This is a genomic window from Ensifer adhaerens, from assembly GCF_002007205.1.
Taxonomy (GTDB): domain Bacteria; phylum Pseudomonadota; class Alphaproteobacteria; order Rhizobiales; family Rhizobiaceae; genus Ensifer; species Ensifer adhaerens_D.
The window spans coordinates 40,468-54,030 of sequence record NZ_LAZS01000012.1; the positions used below are offsets into that span (position 1 = coordinate 40,468).

Below are 13,563 nucleotides of genomic sequence, written 5' to 3' on the forward strand. Positions count from 1 at the left end.
CATGCCGGGCGGGATGCTTAAGATTGCCCGAATTGCCGCGTCCGCCGCCAAGCCGCCGGTGTTTCGCCAACGATCTGGCGGAAAACTTTCGTCAGGTGCGCCTGATCGGAAAAGCCGAGTTGCGCGGCGATGCTGGCAACGGAAAGATCACTTTCGCCCAGCAATTGTTTCGATAGGTCGACGCGCTTTGAGAGTTGCCACTGCAACGGCGTATTTCCCGTCGTTTGCTTGAAGACGTTCGCAAACCAGCTTTCGGACAGACCAACGACAGCAGCCATGTCGGCAACCGACATGCGGTAGTCGCCAAGCGCGTCGATATGCGAGGTGAGCTTGTTCATCTGTGCCTGGGTGAGCCTGCCGCCGACCTTTTCCTCCCGGTCAGCCGGAATATCCAGGAGCCCGGCAATGATGCTGCCGATAAGGCTCTCGGCATAGACTTCATGCTTCGAGGGGCTCTTTATTTCGTCGGCCAGCAGTTTCGCCAACGCATCGAGCGCCGCCACGTCTTGAAGCTCGACCGGACGGCGTAGCGCCGTCTGCGCTACTGAACTCCCCACCGATGGGGTCAGATAGCGCAACACCCGGTCCTTATGGAGGTGCAGGTTAAGATGGGAGAAGGTATGCGTCCTCCGGCTGCCCGTCCACAGCGGGACGCCGGCCGGGACATACACGGCACGCGCCATTGGGCGTGAATTCCTCGTTACATCATTGTCCAAGTTTGAAATGCGGACATTCGGCGAGATGTCGTTGAAAAAGAACATGATGCGCGGATCGTCCGCCAGGTAGTAGCCACTGGCACCGGCTTGGCTTTCTGCCTCCCAGAGAACACCAACCATCCCATCGTACTGACGCCATTGGACTGGTGCGGTGACCCGAATGCCTTCGGTTTTCCAGGACATGGAATGCCAGAAGCCCATTTTGAGATCAGTTCTTCCTCTCGAGGTGTGCCGATGCGAGCCGGTCAAATCCGCTTTCGCCTGACGCCGTCACCTCTCAATACCAGTAAGTTGACTCGTATTCTCATATTTATACTGGTGTGGCAAGCCGGGCTAGGAAGCTCCGCGAAAAGGCGGACACCTTTGGCACTCCAAGCGCATTCGGATGTCTCGATCGCGTCGACCTCTCATCCCTGTCTGCCCCGTCCGGCGAGCCTAAACACCGCGGCCGATCCCGCAACGACGAGGAACACCCGGGCGATGTGATGGAGAACGACGAAGGGCACTTCTATGCCAAGCGACAGAGCAATCAGGCTCATTTCGGCGACACCGCCCGGAGAGTAAGCGAGCACGAGCGCGATGAAGCGGTCGCCGGTCAGATGGGAAAGACCAGCGGCGAAGGCGAGCGACACACAGAGCAACAGGACGGTGGAGCCGATCGACAGGCCCACGGCCTTCATGATCGTTCGTGGCGAGGCCATGGCGAAGCGACAGCCGATCGTGGCGCCGATCACCACCTGCGCCAGGCCGAGGGCCACGCTCGGCAGGACGAACTCGGTCAACCCTGCGAGATGCATGATGGCGCTGAGCAACATCGGGCCGAGCAGGTATCGCGCCGGCAAGCGCAGCACTGCGCCGGCGCCGACACCGATCACGATAGCCGTGCAGAACCACAGAAAGTCCTCAAGGTTGACGCTTGCGAGCGCGACATAGTCAGCGCCGTTCCGATCCAGGGTGATCCCAGTGGCGACCTGAACAAGGAACGGCAAGGACAGGACGACCAGAAAGATACGGGCGGCGTGGATGAGCGCGATCATCTTCTCGTCGCCACCGCGCTCGGCGCCGAGCGTCACCATTTCGACGAGCCCGCCCGGCATCGCGGAGAAGAAGGCTGTCGGATGGTCGAAGCCGGCAACGAAGCGAAAATAGGCATAGACCGATGCGCCCGCGACCGCGATGAAGACAGCAAGGCCACCAAGCGAAACCAGCCACAGCCCGGCATGCTCGAAGATGGCCGGAGAGAACGAAGTTCCGAGCATCGCCCCAATGATCGCCGTCATGGGCGGGCGCGCAAAGGCCGGCATCGACACCGGTGCTCCAAGCAGCGCACCGAGCCCGGTCGCGATCATCGCGCCGAGCAGCCACGCCAGCGGCAAATGCAGATGCCACATGACCCAGCCGCCAGCCGATCCGAGCGCCACCGTCAGCAAGAAACGGCCTGTTGCCGCAGTTTTACTACGCATCATCACCCATAGGAGGCCAGCGCCTCGGTATGGGTCACCTTCGGTGCACCGTCGAAGCAGTGGCTGACGAGCCGCCGCCACTCCTCAAAATCGTCCGAATTTCGGAATCCGATCATGTGATCGTCGACCGTCTCCCACTTGACCACCAGACGATAAACCGACGGCATCTCAACGACACGGTGCAGGGACAGGCCGTGGCATCCCTTGGCCCTCAAGAAAAGTGGCACGGCCTGCCGAACACCGTCTTCGAAGGCACGCTCGCTGCCCGGCTGGATACTGATTTCTGCAACCTCCAGGATCACTTGCCGCCTCCCCCGCCGGACTGATGCCCGTGCTCGGCATCAATCGCCCGTTCCTCGCCGGTCGCAATCATCGTTCGCGTCGCATCAATCGAGGCGTAGATCCAGAAGATCCGCATCGGGGCAGTCGCAGATGCATTGATGAAACGGTGCGGCACGTTTGCCGGTATCCAGGTCGTATCGTTTGTATCGAGATGGTGCCGCACACCGTCGACCTCCGCGATCGCCTGGCCTTCGATCACCATCACGCTTTCTTCGCAATTGTGCTTGTGTAGCCCGATCGCAGCACCCGGATCAAAGGCGGTGATGCCGTTGATCATGCTGGTCGACCCACATTCGCGCGTGACCAGCGGCGTGGTGCGCGCACCACCGCCACGGTCGTTGGTCGGCAGTTCACGCGGGCGAAGTATTGCTGGTTGGGTCATCAAAGCCATCCCTTACTTTGCCGCGGCGGCAGGGCCGATCCAGACGGTCTTGATGTTGACGAACTCGCGAATGCCATAGACCCCAAGTTCGCGACCATAGCCGGAGCGCTTGATGCCGCCGAAGGGATAACGCGGATCGGATGCGACCATGCCGTTGATGAAGACGGCACCGGCATCCAGATCGCGCGCGAGCTTGCGCGCCCTATCAACGTCTTTGCTCCAGATCGCCGAGCCGAGTCCGAATTCGGTCTGGTTTGCCAGGCGGATCGCTTCCTCGGCATCTGTTGCCCGGATGATCGCCGCGACAGGTCCGAAGGTTTCTTCGCGGAAAGCGGTCATTTCCTCAGTCACATGATCGAGCACGGTCGGGGGATAGTAGAAGCCCTGGCCATCGATCGGCTTGCCGCCCATCTTGAGAGTCGCACCGGCCGCGACCGTCTTTTCCACCTGGGTATGCAGACCGCTCAAGAGATTGGCACGCGCCATTGGCCCGATATTCGTGTCGCGCTCAAGGGGATCACCGATCTTCAGCTTGGCAACGCCCGCGCAGAAAAGCTCGACGAAACGATCGGCGACCGCGTCCTCGACGATGAACCGCTTTGCGTTGACGCAGGACTGGCCGACATTGATGTAGCGCGCCTTGACGGCAACGGCGGCCGCCTGCTCCAGATCGGCGTCGGCAAGCACGATGAACGGATCGGAGCCGCCGAGTTCCAGCACCTGCTTCTTCAACGCCTTGCCGGCCTGCGCGGCGACAATCGCGCCGACCTCAGTGGAGCCCGTCAAAGTAACCGCAGCGATGCGGTCGTCGGCGATGAGGCCCGCGACCTTCTGGGGCTCGATCAGAAGCGTGCGGAAAAGCCCCTCAGGGCAGCCCGCCTCTTTCAGGATCTCTTCGATCACCAGCGCGCATTGCGGCACGTTGTTGGCATGCTTGAGGATGGCGCCGTTACCGGCCGCAAAGGCGGGTGCGGCGAAACGAAAGAACTGCCAGAAGGGATAGTTCCACGGCATGATGGCCAGAACGATGCCGAGCGGATCGAAGGCGACGACGCTTTCGGACGCATTGGATTTGATCGGCTCGTCAGCAAGATAGCACGGCGCATGCTCGGCGTAGAAATCGCAGTTGTAGGCGCACTTCTCGATCTCGGCTTCGGCCTCGGCAATGGGCTTGCCCATCTCGAGCGTGATCATCTCGGCATAGCGGGCCTTGCCGGCTCGCAGCGCCCTCGCCATGCCTCGAAGAAGGCCAACTCGCTCTTCGACGCGCACCTTGCGCCAAACCTTCTGGGCGGAGCAGGCCGCAGAAAGGGCGGCGTCGACATAGGCATCGTCATGCGCCTCGAAACGCGCCAGTTCCTTGCCCGTTGCCGGATTGATTGCTGTGATCATGCGAACCTCCTGTCTTGCCGCATCTGCTGCAACTTGGCGCCGATCGATTGCTTCCAGCCGGGAAGGAAAGCGGCGCTGTCGATTGTGGTCTTGGAAGGGATGTATTCGAAGCCGATTGCGCCTTCGTAGGCGTGTTCGGCCAGGGCATCGAGAAGTGCTTCGAAGTCGATTGCTCCGGTTCCGGGTTCATGCCGGTCCGGATAATCGGCGATATGGATATGCCCGACCCGGTGCGCGTTGGCCTCTATCCACTGCGCCAGATCGACGCCGTTTGAGCATGCATGGAAGGTGTCAACCAGCAGCGAGAGATTGCCGGGTCCGAAGATGTCCTGAATTCGGCTCGAATGGTCGAGCGTGGACATGAAGTAGCCCGGCACTGCCGCCTCACTGATTGCCTCAATGAGGATCTTGACGCTCGTGCCCGTTGTTCGCTCCACGGCATAGCTCAGATTGCGATGATAGGTTTCCGCCGCCGCCGACATCTCGGCATTGCCTGGGACACCCGCCATCGGGTGCACGAAGGGGCAATCGACGGCGACCGCGTAATCGAGCGCCCGGTTGAAGCTCTCGCGAAATTCGCGTTCGCGACCAGGAAGTGCGCCCAAGCCTTTTTCGCCTTTGCTGGCGTCACCGACAGCCGCGCAGAGCTGCGCGAACGAGAGGCCGCTCGCGACCAGACGCGATCGCATTTCGGTTGCGGGAACATGCCATGGACTAGGATGCTCGATCGCCGTGAACCCGGCGTCGGCCGCCGCCTCTATCCTTTCCGGAAGGGTGTGTTCCGTGAACAAGTAGGCGATATGGGCTGACAAGCGGTTCATCAGGCGGCCTCGCCGGATGCGCGGCCGGTCGGGAAGTCCACGCCGATGCGTTCGCCTTCCTTCATCAGGTCGGCAACGACATTCTCGGTGATCGGAATCCCGGTCCCCAAGCGCTCCTCCTCGCGGCGCTGTTCCGGCTCGCCCGGCATCATGATCTCCCCGACACCAGCCGCCTTCGGCAGCGCCTTGATGCGTTCGTAGAATTCGTCCATGCGCGCATCGAAGTTCTCGAGCGACATGAACAGATCAGGCTTGATGGCAAAGAAGAGGTGGCCGACGTTCTGCGGCTCACTGTGATCGAAATAGAGGCTCTTCACGTCGCCGCCGAAGTTTGCGCCGGTGAGCACGCCGGACATGAGGTCCATCAATGTTGCAAGCACGGAACCCTTGACCCCACCAAACGGCAGGCAGACGCCTTCGAACGCCTTGGCCGCGTCCGTCGTCGGATTGCCGTCCACGTCCAGTGCAAGTCCTTCCGCAATGGCTTCGCCCTTCATTGCCGCAAGGCGAATCTTGCCGCGGGCGATCACGGTCATCGCCATATCCATCACATAGGGCGCGTGTTTACCGCCCGGGATGCCCGCAGCGATCGGGCTTGCACCGAGGAAGGTGGTACGCCCGCCCCACATCGGGATCGCTGGCGACGAGTTCGTGAAGATCATCGAGATATAGCCGGCCTCGATCGCCTGCAGCGCGTAAAGCGCACCCATGCCAAAGTGGGTGCTGCGGTGAACCCCGACCAGGCCGATGCCGTTGGTCCTCGCGAGCTCAACTGCTTCTTCCGTCGCCTTGTGTGAGGCAAGGAACCCCATGCCATTGTCGCCATCGACAAGAGAGACGGCTCCGGCAACCTTCTGCACGCCGATTATGGGTTTCGGGTTCACCAGCCCGCGCTGCAGCCGCTCGACATACATCGGGATCCGCGAGACCCCGTGGGAGTCGATACCGCGCAGATTGGCCTTCACCAGATCGCGGGCGATCGTGGCCGCATCTGGCTCTGACATTCCAGTGCCGGCGAATATCTTCGTCGCGAAGGCAGTCAGTTCGTCGACGGAGAAGTATGTGACTTTCGACATGGCGATGTTCCTGGTTGATCGGTGACCGACGACAAGGCTCAGACTTGGTTTGCGGCTTGGTTTGCGGCTTCGCTTGCCTGGCGTGCAGCACGCCAGCGCAAGACGGTAGGCACGAGAACAAGCGTCAGAGCGATGACAATCAGCGCGAGCGAGATCGGGTGGGTGAAGAAGACGCTGGCATCCCCCTGACTGATCGTCAGGGCGCGACGGAACTGCTGCTCGGCGAGCGGTCCAAGGATCAAGCCAACGATGCAAGGCGCGACCGGGACGTTGAGCACCCGCATGCCAAAGCCGATGACGCCAATGATCCAGAGCAAGGCCACGTCGACGATATTGTTGTTGAGCGTATAGGCGCCCATCGTCGCAAACAGCAGGATGCCTGAGTAGAGCCACGGACGCGGGATGGCGAGCAGTTTTACCCAGACCCCGGCAAGCGGCAGGTTGAGCAGAAGCAGCATGACGTTGCCGATATAGAGGCTGGCAATCAGTCCCCAGACGAGCTCGGGGTTGTTATCAAAGAGCAGCGGTCCCGGCTGGATGCCGTATTGCTGGAAAGCTGCCAGCATGATCGCCGCTGTCGCCGAGGTCGGCAGACCGAGCGCCAGGAGAGGCGCAAGCACGCCCGCGGCTGAAGCGTTATTGGCCGCTTCCGGTCCGGCGACCGCCTCGATCGCACCATGACCGAACTCTTCCGGGTGCTTGGAAAGGCGTTTTTCCGTCAGATAGGACAGGAATGTCGGGATCTCGCTGCCGCCGGCCGGGAGCGCGCCGATCGGAAAACCAAGGGCCGTACCACGCAACCAGGGCTTCCAGGAGCGACGCCAGTCCTCACGGCTCAACCACTTGGAGCCCTTGAGCTGATAGAGTTCCTCGGTTTCGAAACAGTGACGGGCGACGGTGAAGAGAGTTTCCCCGACGGCGAAGAGGCCGACTGCAACAACCACCACGTCGATGCCGTCGAGCAGCTCCGAAATGCCGAGCGTAAACCGGGCCTGACCGGTCTGCAGATCTATCCCCACAAGCCCCAGCGCAAGTCCGAACAGCAGGCTCGCAAGACCCCGAGAGAGCGAATCGCCAAGCACCGCGGTGACGGTAGTGAGCGCAAGCACCATCAGCGCGAAGTATTCCGTCGGGCCGAAAAGCAGCGCGATCTTCACCATCAGCGGCGCGACGAAGGTGAGCGCGATGGTGGCGATGGTGCCGGCGACGAAGGAGCCGATCGCAGCGGTGGCCAGCGCCTGCGCACCGCGGCCCTTGCGCGCCATGGCGTGGCCGTCGAGCGCCGTGACGATGGATGCGGATTCACCAGGCGTGTTGAGCAGGATAGAGGTGGTCGATCCGCCATACATGGCGCCATAGTAGATGCCGGCAAACATGATGAAGGCGCTTGTCGGCTCCATCCCGTAGGTGACGGGCAGAAGCAAAGCGACCGTCAGCGCCGGTCCGATGCCGGGAAGAACGCCGATCGCTGTTCCCAGAGTCACGCCGACGAGGGACCAGAACAGATTGTATGGCGTGGCGGCAACGGCAAAGCCGTGGAAGAGTGCTGCTAGGGTATCCATGTTCATTCCGCCCTTGGGCTATGAGAATTCGGCCAGGTCTCTGGTTTCAACATTCGAACCGAGCGCGACTTCAAACGGAGCCGCCGGCAAGATCGATCAGGTCTTCGACGTAGCTGCCAGTCGGCAGATCGAGATCGAGCCCGTAGTCGAACACGAGATACGTCAGCGCGGTCAGCAACAGCCCGATCAGGAGATTGCGGAGATGGGTCCGGCTGCCGAAGGCCATTGCCGAGACGGCGAAGAGGAAGGTGCCGGAGACGATCCAGCCGAGCCTCTCAAGCAACACGAGCTGTGACGCGAAGGCAGCAGCCACAAGGATGACGGCCTTCCAGTCGAGCTCGGGAAATTCCTCCGCCTGCAAGCGATGAAGATAAGCCTCGCAGAGAAGCTGCAGGCCGACGAGGATCAGTCCCGTGGCGATGAGGGCAGGAAACAGACCTGGTCCGATCACCGTCTGCGCTGCGATGGGAGGCGTCGACCATGTCTCGACACCGATGAAGAGGCCGAGACCGAGCGATGCAAGTCCGAGGATTGTCTCCCCGATCCGGAAATTGGCCGATTTCAACATGATGACACCTCCCAACGTGGACGCCGGTCAGAGCAGCCCGACTTCCTTCAATGCGCCCTCGACGCGCTTCTGCTCGTCGGCGAGGAACGCGCCGAAAGCGTCTGCAGGCAGATAGGTGTCGATCCAGCCGCGCTTCTCGAGGGCAGCCTTCCACTCGGGGGTCTTGACGAGGGCGGCGATCGCGTTTTCGAGCCCTTCTCGATCTTTATCGGCGAGCTTCGGGTGCGCCATGATCCCGCGCCAGTTCATGACGGCGAGATCAACGCCCGCCTCCTTCAGCGTCGGTACCTCGACCCCCGGGATACGAGTGTCGCCGGTGACGGCAAGCGCGCGAAGCTGGCCGGCCTCGACCTGCGCGCGGAACTCCTCATAGCCGCTGATGCCAACGGTCGCATGGCCTCCAAGTGTCGAGGCCAGCACCTCGCCGCCACCAGCATGCACCACGTAGTTGATCTTCTTCGGGTCGACGCCGACGGTCTTGGCGATCAAGCCCGCAGCGACGTGATCGATGCCGCCGATCGAGCCACCGGCCCAGGAGACCTTCGCCGGATCTGCCTTCAGACGGGCTACAAGGTCATCCATCGTCTTGATATCGGAATTCGCCGGCACCACGATGGCATCGGCTTCCCCCATGAGCCTCGCGACCGGAACAGTCTGGTCGAGCGTCACGGGCGACTTGGTCGTCAACACGCCGCCGACCAACGCAAAACCGATGACCAGGGCCGACGGATGGCGCGGCTTGGTCGTCACGAACTGCGAAAGGCCAACCGTTCCGCCGCCGCCGGCAGCGTTCTGAACCTCGACCGGTCCGGTGATCTTGCCTCCTTGCAGAATGGTCTGAATGGTTCGAGCCAGTTGGTCGTAACCACTGCCAGGGCTGCTCGGGGCCATGATGTGCAGGGATTCCAGCTGTTCTTGCGCGAAGGCGGGAACGGTCGCCTGGTGGACCAGCATTGCCGTTGCAGCGGCGGCCAGCGCCGTCGAAAAGACGCGTCGTGTGATCTTCTTCATGGAAACTCCTCCATCCATGTGTCTGTGTTGTTCGATCCCAGGGACCGCCACTCGGCCCCCTCCTCCAGGATCGCCGGAACACATTCCCGGCTTGCCCTTTCGGGAATTGCAGGTGTGCTCACGCGGCCGACGTCGAAGCACCGGCGGCGCGAATGGCATCCACCACCTTCGCGGTGAAGGCGTCGGTATCGAGACCTCCGCCAACGTCGCGCGTGCGTGATTGCGGCTCCCGCAACGCGGCGTCGATCGCTGATTCGATGAGTGCCGCGGCACGCGCGAGGCGCGGGTCGTTTCGACGGCGAGCGAGCCAATCAAGCAGCATGCCGGCCGAAAGAATGAGCGAGGTCGGGTTCGCCACGTTCCTGCCGGCGATGTCAGGTGCCGAGCCATGCTGGGCTTGTGCGACGCAGATATCGTCACCTGCGTTGATGGATCCACCAAGACCAAGGCTACCCGAGAGCTCCGAGGCCTCATCCGAGAGGATATCGCCGAACATGTTGGTGGTGACGATGACGTCGAAGCGATCCGGGGAACGAATGAGATGGGCGGCCGCCGCATCGACGATCAGCTCTTCCAGGTGAATATCCGGATAGGCTTCTGCGATCTTGCGCACTTCGCGCAGGAACAGCCCGTCTGACAGCTTGACGACATTGGCCTTATGCACCGCGGTCACCTTCCTGCGGCGGTGGCGTGCCAGTTCGAAAGCCGTCTTGGCCACGCGAGAAGACGCCTTGGCGGTCACCTTGCGGATCGAAAACGCCATATCCGGATCAGGCATGAATTCGCCAGTTCCGGCATACATGTTGCGGTCAGAGTAGAAGCCTTCCGTATTCTCGCGCACCAGGACGAGGTCCATGGGTTTGCGAAGAATGGTTAGCCCGTCGCGCGAGCGACAGGGGCGAATGTTGGCGTAAAGCTCGAATTTGGTTCTGAGTTCGCCGGACGGATTAATCCCGCCCCTGTCGCGCGAGGGATATTCATAGTGCGAGACCGGCCCAAGGATGACCCCATCCACCTCGGGCACGCGCTTCATCACCGCATCCGGTAGCGTCGTGCCCTGCTCGGCAAGGGACTTGAGGCCAATGTCTTTGAACTCGAAGTCGAGCCCCACGCCGGTTGCAGCGTCGGCAGCCTTCAGCACCTCCAAGGTCGCGGTCGTGATTTCCGGACCGATCCCATCACCTGGCAGTACGAGAAGTTTAATCGTCATGTCTTCCTCACCGTTCAGGAGATGGCGGAGGCCACGCGAGATCGTTCGCCGACTTGGCGCCGGCGTCGAACAAGCAAAGATCGAATTGGAGTCCTCCAGACCGACTTGGTCTTTTTCTCCTCTAAAATACCAATTACGCCGTCGCTTGGTATTTTGCAATAGAGAAAAACCAAAATCTCTTGGCGTCGTCACCGCGTTGTGGCATAGATGAGCAAAATCGGGAGCTTAGCCTTGCAGACCACCCCGCTGATCGTCAGCCTCGCCGACCAGATCGTCGCCCATATTCGCACCGACAAGCTTTCCGAGGGCGATCGCCTGGTGGAACGCAAGCTTGCAGAACAGTTCCGGGTATCACGCTCGCCGGTGCGCAACGCCATGAAGTTGCTGCACGAAGCGGGCGTGCTGAAACAGGGCGAAGGTGGCGGCTACATGATCGCCGATATCGGGGCGGCTGAGAAACTGTCACTGGAATCCGCCTCCACAGAGGATGACGAACAGATCTATCTGACGATCGCCGACGACCGCCTTCACGGCCGTCTGCCGGAAAAGATCACGGAAAGCGAGTTTCTGCGCCGCTACGATCTCACGAAAGGCCGGCTGTCAAAAATCCTGCTGCGCATGGCCAATGAGGGCTGGATCGAGCGTCTGCCGGGCCACGGCTGGGCATTTCTGCCGGTCCTCACTTCGCTCCAGGCTTACGAAGACAGCTACCGCTTTCGCCTGTTGATCGAACCAGCCGCATTGCTGGAGCCGACCTTCAAGCTGAACCGACCTGCACTTCTGCGCTGCCGCGAGGAACAGGAGTGGCTGGTCAACGGCGGCATCTGGACCGTGTCGGATGCAAAGCTGTTTGGACTAAACAGCGGGATGCACGAGGCGATCATCGAATGCTGCCAGAACAGTTTCTTCATCGATGCACTGAACAGGCTCGACCGCCTGCGCCGGCTCATCGACTATCGCCAGATGCTCGACCGCGACAGCGCGCGCGAACGTTGCCGCGAGCACATCGAACTTTTGGACCTGATCCTTGCGGGGAAAAACGAAGAAGCGTCGTGCTACATGGCACGACACCTTGGAGACCTTAGCCGCCTGAAAACGGTTGCGAGAGAGATGCGAGGCTAACGCAATTCACCCTAAATCTTGCTCCGACGGCGGCGAGAGACACTTGCCAAGCCTGCCATCAGTAGCGCCATCGTAACTGAACTTTTCAGCCAACTCCGGCTGGCATGTTGTCAGAAAGTCGCGGGGCCGTTGATTCCGGGATTGCTCGAATATAAATCGCCTCAACAACTTTCAGTTTTGCTAAAAGCGGCGACCGAGGATGTGGAGGAGTGCCGAGCGCATGCGCCAATGTCGGAGCAGTTGGTCATGAGGCGAAATTGCGCTTGTAGGTCGCGGCGATCAGGGTTGCAGCGCGTTCGAATGCCTTGTCCTCGTCGCGTTCTTCGATCGCGAGCAGGATCGCCTCATGCTGGGCCAGAGATTGGCCAAAACCGCCAGTTGCTGCCATCGTCTTCGGGATACTGATCGAGAGCGCTGCTCGAATGACTGAGGCAACCGGCAGAAGAAAGCGGTTGTGCGCCGCCTGGAAGATCTGCAGGTGGAAGGCGATATCGGCCTCGATCGCCTCTTCGACACGCACGTTCCCCTCCGCCATGCGCTGGAATGCAGCGCGGATTTCAGCGTGTTCCGCTGCGGAACCACGCTTTGCCGCAAGCCGCGCGGCGAGCGGCTCGATCGACAGGCGGATTTCAAACAGTTCTTCGGCAAGCGCCTCCTGATCTTCAGCATCACCCTGCCAGGAAAGCACGACAGGATCGAGCGTGTTCCAGTGCTCCGCTGCCTTCACCCGGGTCCCGAGGCGGGGCTTGGCTTCGATGAAACCCTTGGTCGAGAGGATCTTTAGCGCTTCGCGCAGCGTCGTGCGGCTGACGCCGAGCGTCGCAAGCATGTCGGCCTCCTTCGGCAGGGTATCGCCGACCTTCAGCTCACCCAGCGTAATTCGCCGGCCGATATCGCCTGCGATGCGGGCCGGCAGGCCGCGATCCTCCCGAGCGATTGCCTTCATGTGCGCCCTCCCCGTTGCATCTCGACCTCGTTCATAGCCGGTCGCCAGCGTCAGGAAAAGCGCCCAAGGCGCCTGCATAACGCCGGGCCATCTCGAGGCCGACCGCTGTCGGCCGCATCGCGGGTGAACGGTCGTGGATCGTGATGCCGGCCCGCTCGCCGAAGAGGCGTTTGCCGTAGCAAAGCAGCGTCTCGATGCCCTGCATGGTGAAGACCACGCCCGGCAGCATCCGCCGGTAGGCACTTTCTGCGTGCTCGTCCCAGCCGTCTGAAAAGAACTCATAGGCGCGCACGGCATAGTCGATCGAATCAGGCGCAAGGATCAGCCCGTGGCAACCGATGCGCAGGTTCTCCAGCATTTCGAGGCCCGCCCGGCCATTGAACACAGGCAGTCGGCCCTCGGTGACCTCGATCAGATGCGCGATGTCGACGACCGGCCCCTCGCCCTTCACCAGCCGAATGTTGGGGTGTTGGCGCACCAGCTCGCGAATATCGGCGGCCGTCAGCCCTCGTCCCATCAGGGCCGGGGCGTTCTGAATGGCAAGCGGCAGATCGGCCTGGTCGGCGACGCGGCCGAAGAAGCGGATATATTCAACGGCCGAGAACTGGCCGACCATCGGCGGCTGGAGGATCAGCCAGTCGGCGCCGATGCCCGCCGCATGTCGCGCCTGGCGCACCTGTTCCTCGACCGACGAGCCAAAGATCGTCAAGGCGACCGGCACCTGGCCGGCCGTATCCTCGACCAGCCACTCCATGATTGCCATGCGCTCGGCCTCGTCGAGCTTGGAGGCCTCGGTCGCAAGGCCGAGCCCTGCCATGCCGTGCACGCCGCTCGCCAGGCAGATTTCCGTCTGGCGCCGCATGGCGGCGCGGTCGAGCTTCTCCTCCTTGTCGAAGAGCGCGTAGAGGATGGCGTGGATGCCGTGGAGGTTTTCGATGCGGAAGTCGTCCAC

The 13,563-nt window shown here is 61.6% G+C and carries 14 protein-coding genes; 1 reads left to right on the forward strand and 13 read right to left on the reverse strand.

Features of this window, described 5'->3' with window-relative positions:
* Nucleotides 1-17: 17 nt before the first annotated feature.
* The 11 genes from XB14_RS25095 to XB14_RS25145 form a co-directional block, all read right to left on the reverse strand.
* Entirely contained in the window at nt 18-917 is a 900-nt protein-coding gene (locus tag XB14_RS25095) for a helix-turn-helix domain-containing protein (RefSeq protein WP_077965525.1), read from the reverse strand.
* A gap of 206 nt (nt 918-1,123) precedes the next feature.
* Nucleotides 1,124-2,179 (reverse strand): AbrB family transcriptional regulator, encoded by a 1,056-nt coding sequence (locus tag XB14_RS25100; RefSeq protein WP_179119665.1) that lies wholly within the window; start codon nt 2,177-2,179, stop codon nt 1,124-1,126.
* Nucleotides 2,180-2,181: 2 nt separating this feature from the next.
* A complete protein-coding gene (locus XB14_RS25105; protein ID WP_077965528.1) occupies nt 2,182-2,481 on the reverse strand; it encodes an antibiotic biosynthesis monooxygenase family protein in 300 nt (99 codons plus the stop codon).
* Nucleotides 2,478-2,903 carry a cupin domain-containing protein gene (locus XB14_RS25110; protein ID WP_077967690.1) on the reverse strand — a complete coding sequence of 142 codons (426 nt, stop codon included), beginning with the start codon at nt 2,901-2,903 and terminating at the stop codon, nt 2,478-2,480. The genes XB14_RS25105 and XB14_RS25110 overlap by 4 nt, the downstream gene beginning before the upstream one ends.
* A gap of 12 nt (nt 2,904-2,915) precedes the next feature.
* Nucleotides 2,916-4,295: an NAD-dependent succinate-semialdehyde dehydrogenase gene (locus XB14_RS25115; RefSeq protein WP_077965529.1), complete on the reverse strand. Its 1,380-nt coding sequence runs from the start codon at nt 4,293-4,295 to the stop codon at nt 2,916-2,918.
* Nucleotides 4,292-5,116: a hydroxypyruvate isomerase family protein gene (locus XB14_RS25120; protein WP_077965530.1), complete on the reverse strand. Its 825-nt coding sequence runs from the start codon at nt 5,114-5,116 to the stop codon at nt 4,292-4,294. The genes XB14_RS25115 and XB14_RS25120 overlap by 4 nt, the downstream gene beginning before the upstream one ends.
* A complete protein-coding gene (locus tag XB14_RS25125) occupies nt 5,116-6,192 on the reverse strand; it encodes an Ldh family oxidoreductase (RefSeq protein ID WP_077965531.1) in 1,077 nt (358 codons plus the stop codon). The genes XB14_RS25120 and XB14_RS25125 overlap by 1 nt, the downstream gene beginning before the upstream one ends.
* 38 nt (nt 6,193-6,230) lie before the next feature.
* The gene (locus XB14_RS25130) at nt 6,231-7,754 is read right to left on the reverse strand and encodes a tripartite tricarboxylate transporter permease (protein ID WP_077965532.1); all 1,524 of its coding nucleotides are present in this window, start codon (nt 7,752-7,754) and stop codon (nt 6,231-6,233) included.
* Nucleotides 7,755-7,824: 70 nt separating this feature from the next.
* Nucleotides 7,825-8,322: a tripartite tricarboxylate transporter TctB family protein gene (locus XB14_RS25135; protein WP_077965533.1), complete on the reverse strand. Its 498-nt coding sequence runs from the start codon at nt 8,320-8,322 to the stop codon at nt 7,825-7,827.
* 27 nt (nt 8,323-8,349) lie between these two features.
* Nucleotides 8,350-9,333: a Bug family tripartite tricarboxylate transporter substrate binding protein gene (locus XB14_RS25140; protein ID WP_077965535.1), complete on the reverse strand. Its 984-nt coding sequence runs from the start codon at nt 9,331-9,333 to the stop codon at nt 8,350-8,352.
* A gap of 118 nt (nt 9,334-9,451) precedes the next feature.
* A complete protein-coding gene (locus XB14_RS25145) occupies nt 9,452-10,735 on the reverse strand; it encodes an isocitrate/isopropylmalate dehydrogenase family protein (RefSeq protein WP_327327271.1) in 1,284 nt (427 codons plus the stop codon).
* Between the two features lie 39 nt (nt 10,736-10,774).
* Between XB14_RS25145 and XB14_RS25150 the strand changes: the two genes are divergently transcribed.
* A complete protein-coding gene (locus XB14_RS25150) occupies nt 10,775-11,665 on the forward strand; it encodes a GntR family transcriptional regulator (protein WP_234804143.1) in 891 nt (296 codons plus the stop codon).
* Nucleotides 11,666-11,909: 244 nt separating this feature from the next.
* On the opposite strand, the gene XB14_RS25155 is transcribed toward XB14_RS25150, so the two are convergent.
* Both XB14_RS25155 and XB14_RS25160 read right to left on the reverse strand, forming a co-directional pair.
* Nucleotides 11,910-12,611, reverse strand: a complete 702-nt coding sequence (locus XB14_RS25155; RefSeq protein WP_179119666.1) for a FadR/GntR family transcriptional regulator — start codon at nt 12,609-12,611, stop codon at nt 11,910-11,912.
* 31 nt (nt 12,612-12,642) lie between these two features.
* On the reverse strand, nt 12,643-13,563 hold the full coding sequence (locus tag XB14_RS25160; RefSeq protein ID WP_077965542.1) for a dihydrodipicolinate synthase family protein: 921 nt from the start codon (nt 13,561-13,563) through the stop codon (nt 12,643-12,645).